Origin of the sequence: Nocardia rosealba (assembly GCF_020216065.1) — a bacterium.
GTDB classification, from domain to species: Bacteria; Actinomycetota; Actinomycetes; order Mycobacteriales; family Mycobacteriaceae; genus Nocardia; species Nocardia rosealba.
The window spans coordinates 75587-96801 of sequence record NZ_JAIWNA010000005.1; the positions used below are offsets into that span (position 1 = coordinate 75587).

At 67.8% G+C, this 21215-nt stretch carries 21 protein-coding genes and 3 tRNA genes; 14 read left to right on the plus strand and 10 right to left on the minus strand.

Translation table 11 applies throughout. The features are described 5' to 3' along the window. Nucleotides 1-210 precede the first annotated feature (210 nt). Together LDL21_RS19420 and LDL21_RS19425 are read left to right on the plus strand one after the other, a co-directional pair. The gene (locus LDL21_RS19420) at nt 211-1344 is read left to right on the plus strand and encodes a DNA cytosine methyltransferase (protein WP_181700483.1); all 1134 of its coding nucleotides are present in this window, start codon (nt 211-213) and stop codon (nt 1342-1344) included. Beyond that, on the plus strand, nt 1341-1790 hold the full coding sequence (locus LDL21_RS19425; protein WP_225281242.1) for a very short patch repair endonuclease: 450 nt from the start codon (nt 1341-1343) through the stop codon (nt 1788-1790). Before LDL21_RS19420 ends, LDL21_RS19425 begins: the two co-directional genes overlap by 4 nt. 49 nt (nt 1791-1839) lie before the next feature. Here the strand turns inward: LDL21_RS19425 and LDL21_RS29845 are convergent, their stop codons facing one another. Together LDL21_RS29845 and LDL21_RS19430 are read right to left on the minus strand one after the other, a co-directional pair. Continuing rightward, entirely contained in the window at nt 1840-1968 is a 129-nt protein-coding gene (locus LDL21_RS29845) for a hypothetical protein (RefSeq protein WP_255675217.1), read from the minus strand. A 113-nt stretch (nt 1969-2081) separates the two neighbouring features. After that, the gene (locus LDL21_RS19430) at nt 2082-3662 is read right to left on the minus strand and encodes an esterase-like activity of phytase family protein (RefSeq protein ID WP_225281243.1); all 1581 of its coding nucleotides are present in this window, start codon (nt 3660-3662) and stop codon (nt 2082-2084) included. 85 nt (nt 3663-3747) lie between these two features. Between LDL21_RS19430 and LDL21_RS19435 the strand changes: the two genes are divergently transcribed. Both LDL21_RS19435 and LDL21_RS19440 read left to right on the plus strand, forming a co-directional pair. Then, nucleotides 3748-4143 (plus strand): RidA family protein, encoded by a 396-nt coding sequence (locus LDL21_RS19435; RefSeq protein ID WP_225281244.1) that lies wholly within the window; start codon nt 3748-3750, stop codon nt 4141-4143. 143 nt (nt 4144-4286) lie between these two features. Continuing rightward, entirely contained in the window at nt 4287-5012 is a 726-nt protein-coding gene (locus tag LDL21_RS19440) for a maleylpyruvate isomerase family mycothiol-dependent enzyme (RefSeq protein WP_225281245.1), read from the plus strand. A gap of 55 nt (nt 5013-5067) precedes the next feature. On the opposite strand, the gene LDL21_RS19445 is transcribed toward LDL21_RS19440, so the two are convergent. From LDL21_RS19445 to LDL21_RS19455, 3 genes are all read right to left on the minus strand, one after another. After that, nucleotides 5068-5140: transfer RNA gene (locus LDL21_RS19445), tRNA-Arg, on the minus strand. Nucleotides 5141-5170: 30 nt separating this feature from the next. Further along, nucleotides 5171-5260 (minus strand) — tRNA-Ser (locus LDL21_RS19450). Nucleotides 5261-5353: 93 nt separating this feature from the next. Next, complete coding sequence (locus LDL21_RS19455; protein ID WP_181700738.1) at nt 5354-6082, minus strand: dienelactone hydrolase family protein; 729 nt, start codon at nt 6080-6082, stop codon at nt 5354-5356. 45 nt (nt 6083-6127) lie between these two features. Here LDL21_RS19455 and hisC point away from each other — a divergent pair, with 45 nt between their 5' ends. Together hisC and LDL21_RS19465 are read left to right on the plus strand one after the other, a co-directional pair. Further along, nucleotides 6128-7195, plus strand: a complete 1068-nt coding sequence (gene hisC / locus LDL21_RS19460) for a histidinol-phosphate transaminase (protein ID WP_225281246.1) — start codon at nt 6128-6130, stop codon at nt 7193-7195. Between the two features lie 250 nt (nt 7196-7445). After that, complete coding sequence (locus LDL21_RS19465) at nt 7446-8234, plus strand: DUF2382 domain-containing protein (protein WP_181700742.1); 789 nt, start codon at nt 7446-7448, stop codon at nt 8232-8234. Between the two features lie 54 nt (nt 8235-8288). Here the strand turns inward: LDL21_RS19465 and LDL21_RS19470 are convergent, their stop codons facing one another. Together LDL21_RS19470 and LDL21_RS19475 are read right to left on the minus strand one after the other, a co-directional pair. After that, nucleotides 8289-8462, minus strand: a complete 174-nt coding sequence (locus tag LDL21_RS19470) for a hypothetical protein (RefSeq protein ID WP_225281247.1) — start codon at nt 8460-8462, stop codon at nt 8289-8291. Nucleotides 8463-8527: 65 nt separating this feature from the next. Beyond that, nucleotides 8528-8615 (minus strand) — tRNA-Ser (locus tag LDL21_RS19475). 160 nt (nt 8616-8775) lie between these two features. On the opposite strand from LDL21_RS19475, the gene LDL21_RS19480 reads away from it, so the two are divergent. Beyond that, on the plus strand, nt 8776-9759 hold the full coding sequence (locus LDL21_RS19480; protein WP_225281248.1) for an NAD(P)H-quinone oxidoreductase: 984 nt from the start codon (nt 8776-8778) through the stop codon (nt 9757-9759). A 30-nt stretch (nt 9760-9789) separates the two neighbouring features. Here LDL21_RS19480 and LDL21_RS19485 read toward each other — a convergent pair whose 3' ends face one another. Then, nucleotides 9790-10992, minus strand: coding sequence for a cysteine desulfurase-like protein (locus tag LDL21_RS19485; RefSeq protein WP_067494785.1), 1203 nt, complete (start codon nt 10990-10992; stop codon nt 9790-9792). A gap of 86 nt (nt 10993-11078) precedes the next feature. On the opposite strand from LDL21_RS19485, the gene LDL21_RS19490 reads away from it, so the two are divergent. The 5 genes from LDL21_RS19490 to rsgA all read left to right on the plus strand — a co-directional run bounded on the left by LDL21_RS19490 (nt 11079) and on the right by rsgA (nt 15985). Then, entirely contained in the window at nt 11079-11669 is a 591-nt protein-coding gene (locus LDL21_RS19490; RefSeq protein ID WP_225281249.1) for a bacterial proteasome activator family protein, read from the plus strand. 113 nt (nt 11670-11782) lie between these two features. Next, nucleotides 11783-12670 carry a galactan export ABC transporter permease subunit Wzm/RfbD gene (gene wzm / locus LDL21_RS19495; RefSeq protein WP_443678049.1) on the plus strand — a complete coding sequence of 296 codons (888 nt, stop codon included), beginning with the start codon at nt 11783-11785 and terminating at the stop codon, nt 12668-12670. 18 nt (nt 12671-12688) lie between these two features. Then, on the plus strand, nt 12689-13507 hold the full coding sequence (gene wzt / locus LDL21_RS19500) for a galactan export ABC transporter ATP-binding subunit Wzt/RfbE (RefSeq protein WP_225281465.1): 819 nt from the start codon (nt 12689-12691) through the stop codon (nt 13505-13507). Continuing rightward, the gene (gene glfT1 / locus LDL21_RS19505) at nt 13504-14583 is read left to right on the plus strand and encodes a galactofuranosyltransferase GlfT1 (protein ID WP_225281250.1); all 1080 of its coding nucleotides are present in this window, start codon (nt 13504-13506) and stop codon (nt 14581-14583) included. The genes wzt and glfT1 overlap by 4 nt, the downstream gene beginning before the upstream one ends. A gap of 370 nt (nt 14584-14953) precedes the next feature. Further along, a complete protein-coding gene (rsgA, locus tag LDL21_RS19510; RefSeq protein ID WP_225281251.1) occupies nt 14954-15985 on the plus strand; it encodes a ribosome small subunit-dependent GTPase A in 1032 nt (343 codons plus the stop codon). Nucleotides 15986-16048: 63 nt separating this feature from the next. Here rsgA and LDL21_RS19515 read toward each other — a convergent pair whose 3' ends face one another. Together LDL21_RS19515 and LDL21_RS19520 are read right to left on the minus strand one after the other, a co-directional pair. Further along, nucleotides 16049-17947, minus strand: a complete 1899-nt coding sequence (locus tag LDL21_RS19515) for a glycosyltransferase (RefSeq protein ID WP_225281252.1) — start codon at nt 17945-17947, stop codon at nt 16049-16051. A gap of 110 nt (nt 17948-18057) precedes the next feature. Next, on the minus strand, nt 18058-18588 hold the full coding sequence (locus LDL21_RS19520) for a GtrA family protein (protein WP_067640283.1): 531 nt from the start codon (nt 18586-18588) through the stop codon (nt 18058-18060). Between the two features lie 128 nt (nt 18589-18716). On the opposite strand from LDL21_RS19520, the gene LDL21_RS19525 reads away from it, so the two are divergent. After that, the gene (locus LDL21_RS19525; protein ID WP_181700753.1) at nt 18717-19682 is read left to right on the plus strand and encodes a glycosyltransferase; all 966 of its coding nucleotides are present in this window, start codon (nt 18717-18719) and stop codon (nt 19680-19682) included. Continuing rightward, nucleotides 19679-21196 (plus strand): DUF2142 domain-containing protein, encoded by a 1518-nt coding sequence (locus LDL21_RS19530; protein ID WP_225281253.1) that lies wholly within the window; start codon nt 19679-19681, stop codon nt 21194-21196. Before LDL21_RS19525 ends, LDL21_RS19530 begins: the two co-directional genes overlap by 4 nt. Nucleotides 21197-21215 lie beyond the last annotated feature (19 nt).

Genomic DNA, 21215 nt, shown 5'->3' on the forward strand with positions numbered 1-21215 from the left:
GCATCGGGGTCCGACAAGTAGGCCCTTCCAGAGTCGCACCGGACCCCCGTTCCCGGCCACCGAATTTTCTGCCGGACGAAAGCATCCACAGGTGTGCGCAGCCCCGGCTGCTACGCCCTCTGCCGCTGTTCAGCGGCCCGATACAATGCCGCAGGCGCGAGAAGTGGGTGTTTGCGCGTTCCGACAAGCACAGGAGGACTGTTGACGCGGATGGTCGGGTTGTTCGCCGGGATCGGCGGGCTCGAACTCGGCCTCGGCAGACACGGATGGTCCACCGAGTTGCTGTGTGAGATCGATCCGGGTGCGCAGGGCGTGCTCGCCGCGCGTTTTCCCGAAACACCACTGCACGCCGACATCACCCGGCTGCGTTCGCTGCCCGCGCGCACCGAACTGGTCGCGGCGGGGTTCCCGTGCCAGGACCTCTCGCAGGCCGGGCGCACCGCGGGTATCACCGGTCGCCGTTCCGGGCTGGTCGACGAGGTGTTCCGGCTGGTCCGGCGGCAGCGTGGGCCGCGCTGGCTGCTGATCGAGAACGTGCCGTTCATGCTCCAGCTGGGTCGTGGTGCGGCGATGCGGCACATCACCACCGCCCTGGAGGAACTCGGGTACACCTGGGCCTACCGGGTGGTCGACGGTCGCGCGTTCGGGTTGCCGCAACGGCGCCAGCGCGTGCTGATGCTCGCCTCCCGCACCGAGGACCCGCGCCAGGTGCTGTTCGGTGACGACGCGGGCCCGCGCGACTACGGCGACCCCGACCGCGACCCGTGCGGCTTCTACTGGACCGAGGGCGTGCGCGGCCTCGGCTGGGCGGTGAACGCGGTGCCGACCTTGAAGGGCGGTTCCGGGCTCGGCATCGCCAGCCCGCCCGCGGTGCGGCTTCCGGCGGGCGAGATCGTCACCCCCGGCATCATCGATGGGGAACGATTACAGGGTTTCGATGCCGAGTGGACCGCGCCCGCGCTCGACGTACCGGGTGTGCGGCAGGGGCATCGGTGGAAGCTGGTCGGCAACGCGGTGAGTGTGCGGATGGCGAACTGGGTGGGTGAGCGGCTGGCCGCGCCGCTGGAGCCGCTCACCGTCGGTGCGCCGCTGCGGCCGGGCGCACCGTGGCCGAGTGCGGCGTGGGGGCATGCGGGCGTGGTGCATCAGGTGCCGCTGTCGACGTGGCCGGTCCACGAGCCCTACGAGGATCTGAAGAACTTCCTCACCGAACCGCGACTGCTCTCCCCGCGGGCCACGGCCGGGTTTCTGCGACGAACGTCCATGGGCAACTTGCGTTTTCCACCCGGATTCCTCGACGACGTGCGCGACCATCTCGATCGCATGGGTGGCTGGGCGGCATGACCGGGAGGCGGGACCACGGAGACGATGCGCCGCGGTCGGCACCCGTCACCGACGCGGCGACCAGCGCGCGGATGTCACGCCAACGCCGTGCCGACACCGCTCCCGAACTCGCCTTACGACGCGAGCTGCACCGCGCGGGCCTGCGCTATTTCGTCGACCGGGCACCGATCAAGGGCCAGCGCCGGCGCGCCGATGTGGTGTTCCCACGCCGTCGCGTCGCCGTGTATGTCGACGGCTGCTTCTGGCATCGGTGTCCCGAACACGCGACCGATCCGAAGAACAATGCCGAGTGGTGGGCGCAGAAACTGGCGGGCAATGTGGCACGCGATCGCGCCACCGATGCCGCGTTGACCGAGGCGGGCTGGCAGGTGGTTCGGGTGTGGGAACACGAGGACCCGCGGGTCGTCGCCCAGCAGATCGTCGCGTTGGTTCGCGGAACTGGCTGACCGGGGTTCGGCCCTCGTCCGAGAATGCCCGGTGACCGGGCGCGCTTGGTCAGCGGCGGCGGGGCGAGCGGTCGGCGCGGACGCGGACCAGGGAACGGGGTGCGTTGGCGGCGGCGTAGCCGGATACCACCATCGCCAGCATCGTGGCGAAGCCGGCCAGTGCGATCACGTAGCTCATCTGAGACCTTCCGGTTGGTGACATCGCCCAGCTTGCCCGCCCAACCTGACAACAACCTGTGCGCCCTGTGATGAAACCGCATGTGACCCGGTCACACACCCCGTTCGCCCCGCCTACTTCACGGTGATCTTCACCGTATGACCTCCCACCTTCGCGGGCAGCTTCGTCGTGTCGACCACCAGCACCTCACCGGTGTCCTGTAATCCGTTGGCCAGCGTCTTGGGCTTCAACCCGAACGGCGGGTGCTCGCCGGTGCTCGCGGCGAGACCGAAGTCGCTGTCATTGGCGATGTAGACGGTCTTGCCGCCGTCGAGCGAGGCGATGCCCTCGATCTTGTCGTGGCCGAAGAACCTGCCCTTGTCGTCGAGTGCGGTGACCAGGGCCGCCAGGTCGAGGTTGCTCTTCTTCTCCACCGGTGTGATGCCCGATTTCTGCAGTGCGGCAATCGCATCGGTGGTCGGGACGGTGCCGATCAGGGTTTCGATCGGCTTGCCGTCGACCAGCAGGCCGCCCTGCTCGGCGTCGTACCGAGCGCCCGCGAGGGTGGAGTGGGGACCGACGTCGGTGGCGCCGGCGATGTCGATCGTCCAGATCTTCTTGTTCGCCTCGGGCGCCAGGTTCCCGTCACGTTCGGCGACCAGGAAGGTCGTCGCGCTCAGCGCCGTGATCTCGGAAACGGCGACCTTGTTCTGCTTCGGGTTCTCCAGCGGGTACAGGAATTCCTTCTGCGCCTTGGTTTTCAGATCGACGGTGACGATCCGCGCGAACGGAACTTCCTTGGCCGAGCCGTCGAGGCCGGGCGTCTTCAGCGCGCTCTGCACCATGCCGACCAGCGTGCTGCCGTCCGGGGTGACGGTGAGCCCTTCCATGCCCTGGTTGGGGCTGCGCAGCGCGATCTCCTTCGGCAGCCCGCTGCCGGGTGCGAGCCGTTCGATCTCGGTGCCGTCGGCGGCGAAGTGCACCAGGAACGGTCCGTACTCGTCCGATACCCAGAACGTGCCGTCGGCAAGGGCGACAAGTCCTTCCGGGTCGAGGCCGTGGTCGGTGGCCGGCAGCACGGTGCCTGCCAGATCCTTGATCGTCTCGCCGGTACTTGCCGCCGAGTCGACCTGTCCGTTGAACGGGACGCCCGCCCGGTTGCGCAGCTCGATGCTCGACTGCAGCACGGCCTTGCTGCCGACCAGCTTGAACTTGCCGATCTTCGGAACGAACGTCGGTGTGGGCGAGAGCTTCTCGTTCTTTCCCGGACCGTCGACATTGGGGCCACGGTCGGTGAGGCCGTAGAACTCGTCGGTGGTGCCCGGCACCGGTGTCCACGCCGACCCGAAACCGCTGCCCTGCACCGTGGTGCCGCCGAATTCGCCGAGCACCGGGATGTCGGTGGTGTACAGCCGGACCGCGTCGCTGGTGGTCACGGTGAACTGGTCGAGCCCGGTGTAACCGGCGCTCGGTGTGTACACGTAGGACCCGTCGGTCTTGCGGGTGAGGTTGCCGTGCTCGGGCTCCATGCTCACGCCGAGCACCGCGTCCCCGCCCACGCTCGCCACGAGTTCGTCCAGCGAGATCACCAGCGCCTGGTCTTTCGCGGTGGTGAAGTCGGGATCGGAGCCCGGCATTGTGCATGCCGCCGTGACGGCCGCGGCACACAGCGCGGCCGTGAGCGGGAAGAGACGAAGTGCTGGTCGTGCGTTCATCCGCCTTGCGTACCGCGCGCAACCGACCAGCAGACGACCGGGAAATGAATTGTCCTCCCGCAACCGGTGGCCCATTCTGGCCACCATGACAACAACACGGCTCAACATTTCCTCTGCCTCCGACTTCGAGGATGTCGTCGGGTATTCGCGTGCCGTGCGGGTGGGCGACCATGTGCTGGTCAGCGGCACGACGGCGGCGCTGCCCGGTGGGGGCGCGGTGGGTGGCGACGATATCGGCGCCCAGACCCGCGAGATCCTCGCGCGGATCGCCACCGCACTCGACCAGGCGGGCGCGAGTGTGCGCGATGTGGTGCGGACCAGGATGTTCGTCACTGATATCTCCCGTTGGCCGGAGGTCGCGGCCGCGCACGCCGAGGTATTCGGCGATATCCGGCCCGCGGCGTCGATGTACGAGGTCACCGCGTTGATCGCGTCGGGGCTGCTGGTGGAGATCGAAGCCGATGCGATCGTCGCCGGCTGATCGTCGCATCACGGGCACTTCGCACCCTGGGCGTCGACGGCGAAAAGTGCACAGTTATCCACAGGTTTCGAGCTATCCACAGGCGGGGTCGAGGGCGTCGTGAACGCCGGTGCCGCGCGCGCCGAACTACTACCCTTGATCTCGTGACCAGCGAAATGGCAACGCCCACCGACCTGTTGGCTCAGGTCTCCGCCTCCACCGCGCGTCTCGAAGCCTCGATCGGCGCGCTCGGCGAATCGGCTCTGGCCGAGCCGTCCCAGCTGCCCGGCTGGACCCGCGGCCATGTCGTCGCCCACTTGTCCCGCAATGCGGACAGCTTGCTGAACCTGCTGCTGTGGGCGCACACCGGCATCGAGATCCCGCAGTATCCGAGCGTGGCGGTGCGCGACGCCGACATCGAAACCGGTGCGGGCCGCGCACCCAACGTGCAGCGGGCCGACTTCGCCGCGTCGGCCCATCGCTGGCAGGCCTTGGCCACCACCATGTCCGCCGCCGACTGGGCGGCCGAGGTCCGCAACCGCCAGGGCGGCACCCTCACCGCCGACATCGTTCCGTGGATGCGTCTGCGCGAAACCGAGATCCACCACGTCGACCTCGGCGTCGGCTACTCCCCCGCCGACTGGCCGAAGGAATTCGTCGCCCGCCTGCTCCCCGAAACCGTCGCCGACCTGTCGGCCAAGGTCCACCCCGAAGCCACTCCGACCTTCGACATCCAGGCCACCGACACCGACTTCATCGCCACCATCGGCCCCGACCGCCCCCACCACACCGTCCTGGGCCCCGCCACCTCCCTCCTGGCCTGGCTCCTCGGCCGCACCCCCGGCACCGACCTCACCGGCCCCCTCCCCCCACTCCCCGCCTGGAAGTAAGCACACAAAAAAAATCCGCCTCCTATCGGGAGTACCGATAGGAGGCGGATTGTTGTGCGCCCGAAGGGATTCGAACCCCTAACCTCTTGATCCGTAGTCAAGTGCTCTATCCGTTGAGCTACGGGCGCATGGTCTTCAGTTGTACCGGCGAACCGGTATGGCGGAGGCGAGAGGATTTGAACCTCCGGTCCCCGTGAAGGGACAACTCATTAGCAGTGAGTCCCATTCGGCCGCTCTGGCACGCCTCCTGGAGCCTTCTCTTTCGAGGGCACCGGTCCTTGTCGAACCGCCGGGAATGAAGATTACACGAGCAGTCGTAGGAGTCCAAAACGCCTGGTCAACTAGCGTAAATTGCTGTCGAACCAGTCGAAGATGCGGGTCTGGGAATCGATGCGGATGGCGGTGGCCGCGTCGTCGTCGGGGTCGGGGCGGTCGGCGCGGTGGCGCAGGCCGGGGTAGGTGATGGTGAGACTGGCCACATTCGCGCGAGCGGTGGCGTCGCGGAGCTGGTCGACGGCCTCGGGTGGGGTGGCGGGATCGTCGGCGCCGAACAGGCCGAGCCAGGGGGCTTGCAGGCTGGGGGCAACCTCCACCAGCGAGGTGCGCTGGTCGGGGAGCGGGTCGACGATGCCGGCGGCGGCCACGCTCACGGCCGCGCCGATGGGTCGGTTGGTGGCCACGAGGAAGGCGGCCGTGCCCGCGGAGTCGAAACCGAGTACGCCGATGGTGTCGGGGAAGACCCCGCGGCGGGTGAGCCAGTCGAAGCCCGCGTCGAAGTCGACGAACAGCTCGTCGCCGAACACCTCGTGGATGTTGTCGTCCGGGAGACGGTCGAACAGGTGCGGGGCGACGACGAACCAGCCTTCCAGCGCCAGCGAGCGCATGAGCTCGACGAGCTGGGGCGGGAACTCCCGCGATTCGTGCAGGACGACGATGCCGCCTCGCGCCGTTCGTTCCGGCTCGACGACCGTGATCGGCACCGAGGTGCGCGCGCTGGTTTCGGCGCCACCCGGCTCACCGGCGGACTCGACCGGCCGCAGTGGGGCGACATCGTTGTAAGTGCCCGGCATATTCCCAGCGTAGGCGGCAGAACTGGTCTTGGGTAGGGTGGAGCGGTGACAGCGCGTATCCGGCCCGACCTGGCCACCATTCCCGCCTACGTTCCCGGCCGCACCCACCCGGACGCGGTGAAACTGGCCTCGAACGAGACGACGTTCGGCCCGCTGCCGAGCGCGGCGAAGGCGATCGCGGCGGCGGCCGAGCAGGCCAACCGTTACCCCGACAACCAGGTCACCGAGTTGCGGACGGCGCTGGCCGAATTCCTCGGTGTGAGCGTTGCCGACGTGGCAGTGGGCTGCGGCAGCGTGGCGCTGTGTCAGGAACTCGTGCAGATCACCTGCGATGCCACCACCGACGAGGTGGTGTTCGCGTGGCGCTCTTTCGAGGCGTATCCGATCGTCACCCAGGTGGGCAATGCCACCGCGGTGCCGGTGCCGCTGACCGCCGATCATCGCCACGACCTGGACGCGATGGCCGACGCGATCACGGAACGAACCAAGCTGATCTTCGTCTGCAACCCGAACAACCCGACGGGCACGGCGCACCCACGCGCCGAGCTGGAGCGTTTCCTCGATCGGGTGCCCCCACACGTGCTGGTGGTGCTCGACGAGGCGTATTTCGAGTATCTGCGGCTGCCGGAGACCGACGGTATCGAGATCGGCCGCACGCGACCCAATGTCGTTGTGCTCCGGACGTTCTCGAAGGCGTACGGCCTGGCCGGGTTGCGCGTGGGTTACGCCGTGGGCGATCCGGAGGTGATCGCCGCACTGCTGAAGGTGCACATCCCGTTCAGCGTGAACCGGGTGGCGCAGGCGGCCGCGATCGCGTCGTTGGAGGCGCACGGCGAGCTGCTCGACCGCACCGACGTGCTCATCACCCAGCGGGCGCAGGTGCGCGAGGCGCTGCTGGCCGCCGGGTACGAGGTGCCGCCAAGCGAGGCGAATTTCGTCTGGCTGCCGCTCGGTGCGCGCAGCCTGGAATTCGCCGAGGCGAGCGCTGCTGCGGGTGTGCTGGTTCGCCCCTTCGCCGGTGACGGCGTGCGTGTGACCATCGGTGACCCGCACGAGAACGAGCGTTTCCTCGCCTTCGCCACCGCACCGGAGAATGCGGCGCGGTTCAGCTGAACCCTGCGCCACTTGCTGTTTCGGGCCCAAAGATGGACGGCTGACCGATTACGTCGCGTCCTTCGCGGGCCCGATTCCATATCCCCGCCCTCACCTCGGGTTGTTTGGCCCCCTGGGCCCCGGGTATTTGCCGCCACGTAGCTGATCTGGTCAACCCGATCACTGCGTCCCGACTGGTCACCCACAACCCACGCGGACCGTCACCCGGATCGGGATCGACGGCCTCCGCTCCCGGTAGGAGGGATGAAAAATGAGCAAGGCAACATTGGATTCGCTGATCGGCGCCACCGCCTATGACGAGCGGGGCGAGAAGATCGGCAAGGTCAAGCAGATCTACATCGACAACAACACGGGCTCCCCGACCTGGGCCGCGGTCTCGACCGGCCTGTTCAGCGCCGACTCGCTGGTGCCGCTGGCGGGCGCCGAACACAAGGCCGACGAGGACACGTTGCGTCTGCACGTCGACAAGGAGCAGGTGAAGTCCGCCCCGCATCTCGACGACGGCGGCCGCATCAGCGCCCAGTCCGAGCAGGAACTGTTCCGTCACTACCACGTGGACCCGCGCTCGGCCGGCTGGAACACCTACGGGCGTCAGCAGATTCGCCCCGGAACCGACGAGCCGATGACCCACGGCAATCCGGCGGCCATGAATCGTGGCACCACCGACGATTCGATGATCCGTTCGGAGGAGCAGCTGCGCGTCGACACCGAAAGCGAGGAGGTCGGCACCGCACGGCTGCGTAAGTACGTGGTGACCGAGGAGCAGACCATCAAGGTCCCGACCACCCACGAAGAGGCGCATATCGTCCGTGAGCCCATCACCGGCGAGCGCACCGGTCGCACCGATATCGGTGACGACGAGCGCGAGGTGACGCTGCACGCCGACCAGGTGCACGTCCAGAAGGAAGCGGTCCCGGTGGAACGCGTCCGTCTCGAGGTGGACGAGGTCGCCGACGAACAGACCGTCTCCGACACCGTCCGCAAGGAGCGTGTGGAAACCGAAGGCTTCGACGACGATCGCCGTCGGAACAAGCCGTGACGTAAATGCTGGCCTGAGCCCCGGTATCGCACCGGGGCTCAGGCGCGTCCGGCGTCAGATCGCCAGGGCGATCCAGGCCACGATCAGGAGCACACAGAACGCCAACGCCACGTAACTGAGTGCCACTCCGGGCGTGGCCTGACGTTCCGCGCCCAGCGCACCCTTCAGATAGATCTGCGCGGGCGCGGAGTAGTGCACCTCGGTGGTATGACCGGGGAAGACCTGCACGGAGGCGTGGTTACTGCGAGAACGCCCCCTCGAAACAACCCGGTACCGGGCGAAAAGCCCAGCAGTGGCGGAGACGGAGGGATTTGAACCCCCGATGGTGTTACCCATGCTCGCTTTCAAGGCGAGTGCATTCGGCCGCTCTGCCACGTCTCCCTGAGCAGAAATACTAGCGGACGCGACCGCGACAACAGATCTCGCACGAACATGGGTAACTCCCCGGGCACGGGCTGACTCGCCCAAGACCATCCGCAAGACGCCAACACACAGCACCACGCACTTAGTCTGGCCAAAAGACGCGGAGAGGCGGTCGAGCATGCGTGCTATCGAGCTGGACGGGTTCGGCGGGCCCGAGGTGATGGAGTGGACCGTGACGGTCGACCCAGAACCCGGCCCGGGCGAGGTGTTGGTCGAAGTTGTTGCCGCAGGGGTGAACCGGGCCGATGTGATGCAGCGGCGCGGCTTCTATCCTCCGCCGCCGGACGCCAGTTCCGTGCCCGGTCTCGAGTGCTCCGGAACCATCGTCGAGCTCGGCCCGGGGGTCACGGATTGGCAGGTCGGTGATCGGGTGTGTGCGCTGCTCGCGGGCGGCGGGTACGCCGAGCTGGCGGCGGTGCCGACCACCCAGCTGTTGCCGGTGCCCGAGGAGATGGACCTGGCTGCCGCCGCGGGCTTGCCCGAGGTGGCGGCGACGGTGTGGTCGAACCTGGTGATGACCGCGGGGATGCGCTCGGGGCAGCTGGTGCTGATCCACGGGGGTGGGGGTGGGATCGGTACGCACGCCATCCAGGTGGCGCGCAGGCGGGGCGCGCGGGTGGCGGTGACGGCCGGGTCGGACGAGAAGCTGGCCAAATGCGCGGGCCTCGGCGCCGAAATCCTCGTCAACTACCGCACCCAGGATTTCGTGACCGAACTCGCCGACGCCGGTGGCGCCGACATCATTCTCGACAACATGGGCGCCGCCTACCTCGAACGCAATGTGGAGGCGCTCGCCCCGCACGGCCGGTTGGTGGTGATCGGGCTACAAGGCGGCAATACCGGGTCGCTGAATATCGGTGGGCTGCTGCGCAAATGGGGTTCGGTGCACGCCACGAACCTGCGCGCCCGACCACGGGCGGGCGAGGGCAGCAAGGCCGAGGTGATCGCCGCGGTGCGCACGCAGTTGTGGCCGGATGTGGCGGCGGGCGAGATCTTTCCGGTGATCTCGGCGGAACTGCCCATCACCGAAGCGGGCAGTGCCCACGAATTGCTCGACGCACCCGAAACTTTCGGCAAGGTCGTGCTTCGAGTACGCGACTGAGAACTCGAGCGGAACAGCTGCGGGCGCGGCCTACTCGAGCGAGCTGAGGGCCCGGCCGAGCTGGTCGATTTCGTAGCGCGTGGTGTACGGGGCCAGGCCGATGGTGACGGCCCCGCCCTCGTCGTTGACACCGAGGGCGTCGAGTAACCGGCTGCCGCCGTGTACCCCGCTGACCGTGCCGATACGGGCGTCGGCCAGCTTGGCCGCCACCTTCTCCGCCTGCATGCCCGCCATCGTGAAGCTGACGGTGGGGATGCGAGTGGAGGCGCGCCCGATCACGGTCAGGCCCTCGACCTGCTCCAGCACCTGCATGAGGTGGTCGAAGAGCTGGTCGTGGTAGTCCTGCAGCGAGGTGATCGAGATTTCGAGGCGTTCGCGGCGGGTGCCGGTGGCGCGCTCGTCGAGTCCGGCGAGGAAGTCGATCGACTGGGTGAGCCCGGCGAGCAGCGCGTACTGGTGCCCGCCCACCTCGAGGCGTTCAGCCCCCTTGGCGTAGGGGTTGAGCGACATCGACGGGATGCGGTCGAGGAAGGCGGGGTCGCGGAACACCAGGGCGCCGACCTGCGGACCGCCCCACGACGGCGCGCTCAGGGCGACCACGTCGGCATTGAGTTCGTCGATGTCGATCAGCGCGTACGGTGCGGCGCCGAACGCGTCGGCGACAAGCAGACCGCCCACATCGTGGACCCGGTCGGCGGCCACCCGAACGGCGGGCGCGGAACCGACGATCGGCGACGCGGCGGTGAGCGCGACCAGGCGCGCGGTCGGCCCGATCAGCTCCTCGAACTGCCACGACGGCATCTCACACGTCTCGATCTCCACCTCGGCCCAGCGCACGTGCGCGCCGTAGCGGTTGGCGATGCGCAGCCACGGCGCGACATTGGCCTCGTCGTCGAGACGGGAGAGCACGATGCCCGTGCCCAGACCCAGGCGCGAACTCAAAGACTCGGCAAGCCAGGCGAGCAGAACCGCACGATCGGGACCGAGCACGACGCCGGCCGGATCTCCGCCGACGAGGTCGGCGACCGCCTCCCGGGCGGCGTCGAGGATCGCGCCGCTGCGGGTCGCCGCACCGTGGCGGCCGATGTGGGAAAACGAGGAGGTACGGAAACCCGTTGAGACGGCACGCGATACCGAATCGGGAACCAGCATCCCCGCCTGCGGGTCCAGATGGATCCAGCCGTCGCCCAGGGACGGTATCAGGCCCCGAACCCTCGCGACGTCATAAGTCATGGTGGCCACTTTAAGGGCAGCGGGCGTCACGGTGTAACCGCGTGGGGGTTTTAGCGCGAAGCCGACACACGCGCAATGATGGGGCTATGACGCACTCGGAGGACACCCCCGAATCCATCGTCGTGATCGGTCCCGACGGTCGGCCGGTCACCGTGCCCGCCGACTCCGACGCCGCGGCCGAGTACACCGCGCAGGTGGTCGACGGGGACAAGAAGGCCAATGACGACCGCGACGAGTCGGCCGAGTCGCTGGCCGACATGGTCGAGCAGCCCGCCAAGGTGATGCGGATCGGGACCATGATCAAACAGCTGCTCGAGGAGGTGCGCGCCGCTCCGCTCGACGACGCGAGCCGCTCGCGCCTCAAGGACATCCACAAGTCCTCGGTCCGCGAACTCGAGCAGGGCCTCGCCCCCGAACTGCGCGAGGAACTCGAACGCCTCACCCTCCCCTTCACCGACGAGTCCGTGCCCTCGGATGCCGAACTGCGCATCGCCCAGGCCCAGCTCGTCGGCTGGCTCGAAGGCCTGTTCCACGGCATCCAGACCGCCCTGTTCGCCCAGCAGATGGCCGCCCGCGCCCAGCTCGAACAGATGCGCCAGGGCGCCCTCCCGCCCGGCATGCACGCGGCCGATGGGAAGGCAGGCCATGGCCATGTCGGCGGCGGGCAGTACCTGTAAGGTCGGGGACCGTGCCCGCTGCTGCCGCTCGTTCCGAATCGGTCTCCGACCAGGGTGACGCGCGTACCGAAGAGAGCCCCGTGCATACCGACGAGACACCGACCGAAGCCGAGGTGGCCGCTGCGGCCGCCGCCGAGCAGACCGACGACGCCCCGCTGCTGGTCAAGACGCCGATGGTGTCGGATTCGCAGACGTTCCGGCGCGCGTTCAAAGACATGCGCGACGGGTTCCATCAGCGTGAGCTGTGGTTGTCGCTGGGTTGGCAGGACATCAAACAGCGCTATCGCCGGTCGGTGCTCGGTCCGTTCTGGATCACCATCGCGACCGGTCTGCAGGCGCTGGCGATGGGCCTGCTGTATTCGACGCTGTTGAATCAGCCGATCAGTGAGTATCTGCCGTATGTGACCGTCGGTTTGATCGTCTGGAACGTGATCAGCGCGTCGATCCTCGAGGGTTCGGATGTGTTCATCGCCAATGAGGGACTGATCAAACAGTTGCCCTCGGCGCTGAGCGTGCACGTGTATCGCCTGGTGTGGCGCCAGTTCCTGTTCTTCATCCACAACGCGGCGATCTACGCGGTGCTGCTGCTCGCGTTCTCCATCTGGCGCGATCTGGACTGGACGTTGTTGCTGGTTGTTCCGGCGATCCTCCTGCTGTTCCTCAATGCCATGTGGGTGTCGATCGTGTTCGGCATCTTCTCCACCCGCTACCGCGACATCGCCCCGATCCTCGGCTCGATGACGCTGATGCTGTTCGTGCTGACCCCGGTGATGTGGTCGACGAAGGCGCTGGAGAACTCGGTCGGCGGCATGAGCGACCGGGCCAAGCTGATCGAGATCATCCCCACCTTCCACTACCTCGAGATCGTGCGCGGCCCGCTGCTCGGCGAGCCGACCGACTGGCATTCCTGGGTCATCGTCGGCGCGATCACGGTGGTCGGCTGGGTGGTCGCGATCCTGGCGCTCAAGCAGTACCGTGCCCGCGTCCCGTACTGGGTTTAGGAGACTGTCGTGAGCCGTGTGAGTATCGAAACCCATGACGCCTGGGTCGAGTTCCCGATCTTCGACGCCAAGTCGCGGTCGCTGAAGAAAGCCTTTCTCGGTAAGGCGGGCGGCGCGATCGGACGCAACAGTTCCGACGTGGTGGTGGTCGAGGCGTTGCGCGAGATCAACCTCTCGCTCAAGGAAGGCGACCGGATCGGGCTCGTCGGGCACAACGGCGCGGGCAAGTCGACGCTGCTGCGCTTGCTCTCGGGCATCTACGAACCCTCGCGCGGCAGTGCCCGCATCCGCGGCCGGGTGGCACCCGTGTTCGACCTGGGTGTCGGCATGGATCCGGAGATCTCCGGCTACGAGAACATCATCATCCGCGGCCTGTTCCTCGGGCAGACCCGCAAGCAGATGCTGGCCAAGATCGACGAGATCGCCGACTTCACCGAGCTCGGCGAGTACCTGTCGATGCCGTTGCGCACCTACTCCACGGGTATGCGCGTGCGCCTGGCGATGGGTGTGGTCACCTCCATCGACCCCGAGATCCTGCTGCTCGACGAGGGCATCGGCGCCGTCGACGCCGAGTTCATGAAGAAGGCGCGCACCCGGCTCCAGTCGCTGGTCGCGCGGTCGGGCATTCTCGTTTTCGCCAGCCACTCCAACGAATTCCTCGCCCAGCTGTGCGATACCGCGATGTGGATCGACCACGGTCGCATCCGCGAACAGGGCGGCATCGAAGACGTTGTGCGAGCGTATGAAGGGCCCGAGGCGGGTAACCACGTGGCACAGGTGCTTCGCGAGCTGGAAGCCGAATCCGGCGACAAAGAATTGGAGCAGAACAAGGCATGAGCGGTCAGAGTGAGGACGCTGTCCCGGCCGCCGTGCCCGGTGGGTTCAGCATGGCCGATCGGCTCGAGGCGGGGGTTGCCCCCGTGGAGCCCGCCGCCGTGCTGCCCGTGACCGAGGAACCCGAGCTGCCCGCAGGCGCCGAACCGGCCGACCTGAGCACCGAGACCGGACCGAACGCGCGGATCATCGCGGTCGTCGTCACCCACAAGCGCCGCGAGCTGCTCGCCGAATCGCTGAAAGTGCTTGCCTCGCAGTCACGTCCGATCGACCATTTGATCGTCGTCGACAATGCCAACGAGGACGAGGTGGCCGAGCTGGTCGCCCAGCAGCCCATCGAGGCCACCTACCTCGGCTCACGCCACAACCTCGGCGGCGCCGGCGGTTTCGCGCTCGGCATGCTGCACGCGCTCACCCAGGGCGCGGACTGGGTGTGGCTGGCCGACGACGACGGCCGACCCGACGGCCCGGAAGTCCTCGCCACGCTGATCGATTGCGCGCGCAGGCACAATCTGGTCGAGGTGTCGCCGGTGGTGTGCGATATCGACGAACCCGACCGGCTCGCCTTCCCGCTGCGCCGCGGGGTGGTGTGGCGGCGCACGCGGTCGGAGCTCGGCGACGACGACTTCCTGCCCGGCATCGCGTCGCTGTTCAACGGCGCGCTGATCTCGGCGAAGGCCGTCGACCTGATCGGTGTGCCCGACCTGCGCCTGTTCGTGCGCGGCGACGAGGTGGAGGTGCATCGGCGCCTGGTCCGGTCGGGCCTGCCGTTCGGCACCTGCCTGCAGACCGCCTACCTGCACCCCAACGGTGCCGAGGAGTTCAAGCCGATCCTCGGCGGGCGCATGCACACCCAGTACCCCGACGATCCGGTGAAGCGCTACTTCACCTACCGCAATCGCGGGTACCTGATGTCACAGCCCGGTATGCGGAAGTTGTTGCCGCAGGAGTGGATCAGGTTCTCCTGGTTCTTCCTGGTGACCCGTCGCGATCCGGCTGGGCTCAAGGAGTGGTTCCGGTTGCGCTCGCTCGGCCGCAACGAGCACTTCGGCAAGCCGGATCAGGGCCCGCGGAAATAATCCCCGGTGCCCACGCTCGGCAACGGCGCCTACCCGTTCCAGGTGATCGCCCCCACCGGTCCCGGCCGGTTCCAGCTCACCGTGCGTACCGACCGGCCGAGCCTGCCCGCCTCGACCGGGTCGTCGTTCCCTGACCTGCGTCGATGCCGCCGCGGAGCTGATCGGGCGCTTGTCGGCATAAATCGGTTGTGCGGTGTCGCGGGTATGCGGCACAGTAGGAGCAACGTTGGAGAGGAGGTGGATGTCCGTGAGTACAGACGTGTGGATTGCCGTGCCCCGGGTGCGCGATGGCGCCCCGACAGCTCCGGACATCACCTCTGCTCGCTGAGCCCCGACGTCGGGCTCGGCGCCCGACGAAGGACTTCTACCGATGGTCGACTACGACCTGCTCGTCCCTTACGGCTGGACCGAAGCCGTAGCTTCCGAATATCTCCCGCTGCTCGGCGATCTCGTGCCCGCACGCATCGTCCGGATGGATCGCAGCGAATGCGATGTGGTCGCCCCGAGCGGCCCGTCTCGTGCCGCCTGTCCGCGTGACATCACCGGCTTGTGTACCGGCGACTGGGTCGGTCTCGACGCGGAAGGCACTGTGCGCCTGCTGCTTCCGCGCCGCTCGGCGATCATGCGCTCGTCGGTGTCGGGGCGCTCGGTCGCCCAGGTGCTCGCCACCAATGTGGACACCGTGCTGATCTGCAGCGCCGCCGACGGTGACGTCGATCTGGGACGGATCGAGCGCATGCTCGCCCTCGCCTGGGAGAGCAATGCCCAACCCGTGGTTGTGCTCACCAAAGCCGATGCGGCGGAACATCTTCCGCTCGACGAGGTGCGTGCGGTCGCGCCGGGGGCGACGGTGCTCGCGGTGAGCGCCGCCGCCGAGACAGGGCTGGATGTGCTCACGGCCGTGCTGCACGGCACCGTCGCCTTGATCGGGCCGTCCGGCGCGGGCAAGTCGACCCTGGCCAACGCCCTGCTCGGCGCGGAAGTGTTCGCCACCAACGCCGTTCGCGCGGTCGACGGCAAGGGCCGCCACACCACCGTCCACCGGGAACTGCGACCGCTCCCCGGCGGCGGCACCCTCATCGACACACCGGGTCTACGCGGCATCGGCCTCTACGACGCCGCCGACGGTATCGGCAAGACCTTCAGCGACATCGAATCCCTCGCCGCTGATTGCCGTTTCGCCGACTGCGCGCACGAGACCGAGCCGGGCTGCGCGGTCCAGGCGGGCATCGCCGACGGCACCATCACCGAGCGCCGCCTCACCAGCTACCGCAAGCTGGCGAAGGAGAACGAGTGGATGGCCGCCCGCACCGACAAGCGCCTGGCCGCCGAACGCGAACGCGCCTGGCGCTCCATCGCCAAGCAACACCGCAAGCAGTACCGCGAACGCGGCTACCGCTGACCTGCTGAGCCGAGCACCACGCCTGGTGGCGGACGATCCCGCCACCAGGCGTGGTGATCTCGGTCAGCTGGGGTCGATGCCGTAGAGGCGGGCCCAGTTCTCGCGGCTGGTGAGTTCGGGGACCGCCGCGCGGTATTCGGCCTGGAGCCTGGGCAGTTCGCGACGGAGTTTGCGCAGGGTGCGGTAGGTGCGGATGAGCAGGGCGCGGGCGCGGGCCTTGTCGCGGCGACGCACGCGGACGCCGGACTGGGAGGCGTCGGTGACGACCACGTGGTCGAACAGGCCCACATGCCACCAGTGCGCGTCCTCGCGGGTGACACCGATCAGCCCGTGCTGGGTGCGCCCGGTCCACTGCATGATCGCGCGCTTGATGAGCACGAGGGTGATGCGGCTCGGCTCACCGCTCGCCCGGCGCACCTGAATCTCGGCGGAGTTCACCGGCGGGGTCGCGGCGGGATGCTTGATGGTCTCGGGGTAGTCGTTGCGGGAGGTGCGGGCCGCGGCCAGCGCCTCGATTCCGCCGTCGCGCAACACCTTCGGACCCTTCATGAAGTCCTCGATGCCCTGCAGGGTGGTGTGCACCAGGCCGTACTGCATGCCGACGAGATGTTCGGCGATGTAGCGGAAGAAGTCCTTGGTGATGGCCTTGCCGTCGAGATCGGTGTGCAGGGCGCCGACGATGAGCGAGTTGCGCGTGGAGAAGTAGCGCGCCCAGTCGTCGTAGTCCTTCCAGTAGAAGTCGGCGTGCCAGACGGCGGCATTGGGCAGGGCGACGGTGACGAAACCGTTCTCGCGGGCCCGGATGCCGTATTCGACATCGTCCCACTGGAAGAAGATCGGGACCGGAAGGCCGATCTTCTTCACGACCTCGGCCGGGATCAGGCAGGTCCACCAGGCGTTGTAGCCGGCATCGACGCGGCGCTCCTGGTTCTTCTTGAGCATGGAGGTGTTGCGCAGCGCCTTGGGCACCTTCTGCCCGTGCTTGAGCTCGCCCAGGCGCACGTCCTCGGCACCGACATTGAGGTAGTCGGGGTTGAGCAGGAACAGCATCTGCGCGCCCACCAGGGTCGGCTCGACCGTCAGGTTCGCGAAGGCCTGCAGGCGCAGGACGGTCTCGGGCTCGCAGAGGATGTCGTCGTCCATCAGGATGACGTCGGCGTGCTCGTTGGCCGCCGACACCTCGTACAGGCCACGGGTGAAGCCGCCCGCGCCACCGAGATTCGGCTGGCGGATGTAGCGCAGCTTGTCGCCGAAATCGGGGCGGACCTGCTGGAACAGCGGCCGGTTCTCGACCAGATCGGTGCCCTGGTCCACGACGTAGACAGCGTCGATGGCGGCGAGCACCGTGGGGTCCGAGGCCAGCGCGGCGACGGTGTGGGCGCAGTCCTCGGCCCGGTTGAAGGTGCAGATCGCGATGGCGACCGGGCGAACCGCCTCGGGCGCCTTGGCGGTCCAGGTGAGCTCGGTGATGTCGAGTTCACCGCCGATCGCGTCGAACTCGAGCCACAGCGCGCCGCCGTCGACGTACTGGTCGAGCGGCGCGGACAGGCTCACGAACCCACTGCTGGTCGCCACCAGCGAGGCGACGATGCGGCGGTGCCCGGCGATATCGGAGGCGACCAGCCGCACATTGGCCTTGTGCCCCACCCGCAGGTTCGCGGTGGCGGTCACCTCGGTGACGGTGGTCCAGCGCTGCCAGTAGCTGGCGGCGAACCGGCCGAAGTAGGTGTTGGTGTGCGCGGTCGCGCCCTTGGGCAGGTGCAGCGACAGACGCTCGCGGATGGCGGCACCGCCCTTGACGACGGCGTAGAGCTCGTCGCTCACCCGGGCCGACGGGCCGGTGAAAATGCCCCTGGCCAGGACCAAGCGTTCGGGTGCCGAGTGTTCACCACGCAGTGACGCGGGTGCGGCCTCGTGCCGTTCGTTCGATTCGGTCACGACTCGAGTAGCCGACTGCTCCATGAAGTCCTCGAAATTCTCGGTATCGACTGCGCCGACGCAAGCAGTCACGTAAGGAAAGGGCGGCGCGGCGGGCGGGGTGAGGATATCAATCACCGCCGGGCCGGGCGCCGTCAGTGAGGGGTAACAGCACCCCGCGCGTGTTGCTCACCGGTTGCCTCGGCGCCGGTGAACACGAATTTGTCGTAGGCCCAATAACGGAATATGACAGCAAGCGTCTGGCCGATGACGGTGGCGGAAATGTTGTCCGACAGCGGCGACGACAGATCGAGCACATAGCGGGAAAAGCCGAGGCAGCCCAGTTGCAGGCCGATCGCCACGACATTCACCAGCGCGTACAACAGGTATTCGCGGCCCGCGCTGCCGGACTTCTTGTGCGCGAAGGTCCACCACTTGTTGCCGAAGTAGGTGACCACCGTCGCCACCACGATCGCGACGACTTTCGCGGTGAGCGGGGAGTGATAGAGCACACCTTCGGACAGCGACAATCCGCCGCCCCAGAACACCAGCAGGTTGTACGTACCGGCGTCGACGAGGAAACCGACCGCGCCGACGACGAGGAACGCCGCCCCCTGCCGCAACGCCGTCGTCACCTTCGTCAGCAGCGAAGCGGGGGCGGGCTCGGATAGATCAGGGTGGGACACGGGCCGACGGTACACCGAAGACCGGCGAGTCCCCGAGTTACGCTCGGCGAACCGGATGAGCGCCGAAGACCTGTGCTGTGTACCCTCCCGGTGACCCTTTTAATGCCTACATCTGAGGATTGACCCGGGTGGACTCCACCGAGCTTCGCATTGCCGCCGTGGTCCCCTGCCACAACGAAGAGGCCGCAGTCGCCAAGGTCGTCGCCGACCTCAAGGCCGCTGTGCCGGGGATCGTCGTCTACGTCTACGACAACCTGAGCACCGACCGCACCGCCGAATGCGCCCGCGAGGCCGGGGCGATCGTGCGCTACGAGAACACCAAGGGCAAGGGCAATGTGGTTCGCCGCGCCTTCGCCGATATCGAGGCCGACGTCTACCTGATGATCGACGGCGACGACACCTACGAGGCTTCGGCCGCACCGCTGATGATCAAGACCCTGCTCGAGGGCCCCTACGATCACGTGCTCGGTGTGCGCAAGCAGGACGAGGACACCAACGCCTACCGGTCCGGGCACGAGACCGGCAACAAGGTGCTCAACGGCGTGGTCGGCAAGGTGTTCGGCGACAACGTCGAAGACATGCTGAGCGGCTTCCGGGTGTTCTCGCGCCGCTTCGTCAAGAGCTTCCCCGCCGTCTCCCGTGAGTTCGAGATCGAGACGGAACTGACCGTGCATTCGCTGCACCTGCGGGTTCCGCAGACCGCGGTGCAGGTGGGTTTCCGTGACCGCCCCGCGGGCAGCGAATCCAAGCTGCGCACCTACCGCGACGGCACCAAGATCCTCGCGCTGATCCTCGGTCTGGCCAGGCACGAACGCCCGGTCGCCTTCTACGGCCTGTTCGGCACGCTGGCCCTGCTGTTCTCGGTGATCCTCACCGTGCCGATCGTGATCGAGTTCTACAACACCCACGAGGTGGCGCGGTTCCCGACGCTGTTCTTCGCGTTCACGCTGATGCTGCTCGGCTGCCTGGCCTGGACCGCGGGGCTGATTCTGGACGGCATCCGCCGGTCGCGTCACGAAGCGGCGCGGCTGGTGTACCTGCGGTATTCGGCCGTCGGCGAGCGTGCGGACATCGCGGCCGGAGACCGTCGGTGACCAGCACCGTCGAGCCGGAAACCGTCGCCGCCGAACAGGTACCCGCGACCGAACGCAAAGATCGCCTGCCCGCCCCCGTCCGCTCGCTGACCGGCCGGTTCGGTGCCGCGACGGTGGCGTTCGCCGTGCTCGCGACGGTGTTCGGCGCGCTGTTCGCCGTGCTCACCCCCGCGTTCTGGGGCCACGACGAGATCACCCAGTTCGGCCGTGCATACCAGGTGGCACACGGCGGGGTGTTCCCGCAGCGCATCCACGACGATCGCGGTGTCGCCTACGGCGGACAGATCCCGGTGAGCATCGACGAGCTCATGGGCTACGCCTTCCGCGACTACAACGACAACCCCGAGGAACCCGGCGCGATGGTGGCCGACCCCGGCGCCTACGACCGGCTCGCCGGTGCCGACATCTCCTCGGCGACCCGGCCGATGTGGTTCACCAACACCGCCGCCTACTCCCCCGTGCCGTATGTGCCTGCCGCCGTCGGCATCCGGGCAGGCGAGGCGCTCGGCCTGAACATCGGCGGGATGTACCTGCTCACCCGGCTGGCCGGGTTGGCGGCCTACCTCGCGGTGGTCGGGTTCGGGCTCTACGCCCTGCGGCAGCGGCGCACCCAGTGGCTGGTGTTCACCGTCGCCGTGCTGCCGATCGCGCTGTTCCAGGCGGGCACCGTCACCGCCGACACGCTCACCAACGCGCTGGCCATTCTGGTGTCGGCGCTGCTGGTGAAGGCGCTGTTCATCGGCGACCGGCTGAGCAGACCCGAGACCGCCGCCCTGCTGGCCGCGACGATCGCGCTGCCGCTGAGCAAACCCGCCTACGTGCTGCTGGCCATGCTGATCGTGGTCGTGCCCGCCGAACGCCTCGGTTTCACCGGCAAGCTGAAAGTGCTGCCGTGGGTGTTCGCGATCACCGGCGGCACGCTGTTCCTGGCCTGGACCAAGATCGCCGCGCCGACCGGCGACGGCATGAGCCTGATGCGCCCGCCGCACCAGTGGGGTCAGGTACGGCCCGGCGACCAGTTGCGTGGGATCCTCGGCGACCCGCTGCACTTCGTACACACCTTCGGCGAGAGCATCGCCCTGCGCGATCACCGCTGGTTCAACCAGTTCTTCGGTGAACTCGGCTTCGCCTACGTCGACGCGCCCGCGCTGACGATGCTGGCCTGCCTGATCGCGTTCGCGGTGAGCTTCGGCATCGCCGATCTGCTGACCAGCACGCTGCGCCGCACCCTGATCGTCGCGGCGACGGTGCTCGCCAGCGTGGCGATGGTCTACGTGACGCTGTACATGTCGTTCACGCCGGTGGACTACTACATCATCGACGGCGTGCAGGGCAGGTACTTCGTGCCGCTGGCCATCCTCGGTATCGCGGTGGTGATCCGCTGGGTTCCGCTGCGGCTGCGCGATGCCGACGGTGTCGTCCCGACCCGCGGGCCGGGACTCGCCGTGGCCTGCGCGTCGCTGATCGCGCTGATCGCCGCTGCCGCAACGTATTACACCGTCGTCTGGGGCTGACCCCGCGGACGACGGTGTA

What these genes read in the sequence shown, in the direction of transcription:
- LDL21_RS19465 (WP_181700742.1), top strand. Translation starts at nt 7,446, where the DNA reads ATGAGCAAGGCAACATTGGATTCGCTGATCGGCGCCACCGCCTATGAC.
- LDL21_RS19515 (WP_225281252.1), bottom strand. Translation starts at nt 17,947, where the DNA reads ATGGAGCAGTCGGCTACTCGAGTCGTGACCGAATCGAACGAACGGCAC.
- LDL21_RS19420 (WP_181700483.1), top strand. Translation starts at nt 211, where the DNA reads ATGGTCGGGTTGTTCGCCGGGATCGGCGGGCTCGAACTCGGCCTCGGC.
- LDL21_RS19435 (WP_225281244.1), top strand. Translation starts at nt 3,748, where the DNA reads ATGACAACAACACGGCTCAACATTTCCTCTGCCTCCGACTTCGAGGAT.
- LDL21_RS19430 (WP_225281243.1), bottom strand. Translation starts at nt 3,662, where the DNA reads ATGAACGCACGACCAGCACTTCGTCTCTTCCCGCTCACGGCCGCGCTG.
- LDL21_RS19480 (WP_225281248.1), top strand. Translation starts at nt 8,776, where the DNA reads ATGCGTGCTATCGAGCTGGACGGGTTCGGCGGGCCCGAGGTGATGGAG.
- rsgA (WP_225281251.1), top strand. Translation starts at nt 14,954, where the DNA reads ATGGTCGACTACGACCTGCTCGTCCCTTACGGCTGGACCGAAGCCGTA.
- LDL21_RS29845 (WP_255675217.1), bottom strand. Translation starts at nt 1,968, where the DNA reads ATGAGCTACGTGATCGCACTGGCCGGCTTCGCCACGATGCTGGCGATG.
- LDL21_RS19485 (WP_067494785.1), bottom strand. Translation starts at nt 10,992, where the DNA reads ATGACTTATGACGTCGCGAGGGTTCGGGGCCTGATACCGTCCCTGGGC.
- glfT1 (WP_225281250.1), top strand. Translation starts at nt 13,504, where the DNA reads ATGAGCGGTCAGAGTGAGGACGCTGTCCCGGCCGCCGTGCCCGGTGGG.
- LDL21_RS19455 (WP_181700738.1), bottom strand. Translation starts at nt 6,082, where the DNA reads ATGCCGGGCACTTACAACGATGTCGCCCCACTGCGGCCGGTCGAGTCC.
- LDL21_RS19490 (WP_225281249.1), top strand. Translation starts at nt 11,079, where the DNA reads ATGACGCACTCGGAGGACACCCCCGAATCCATCGTCGTGATCGGTCCC.
- LDL21_RS19425 (WP_225281242.1), top strand. Translation starts at nt 1,341, where the DNA reads ATGACCGGGAGGCGGGACCACGGAGACGATGCGCCGCGGTCGGCACCC.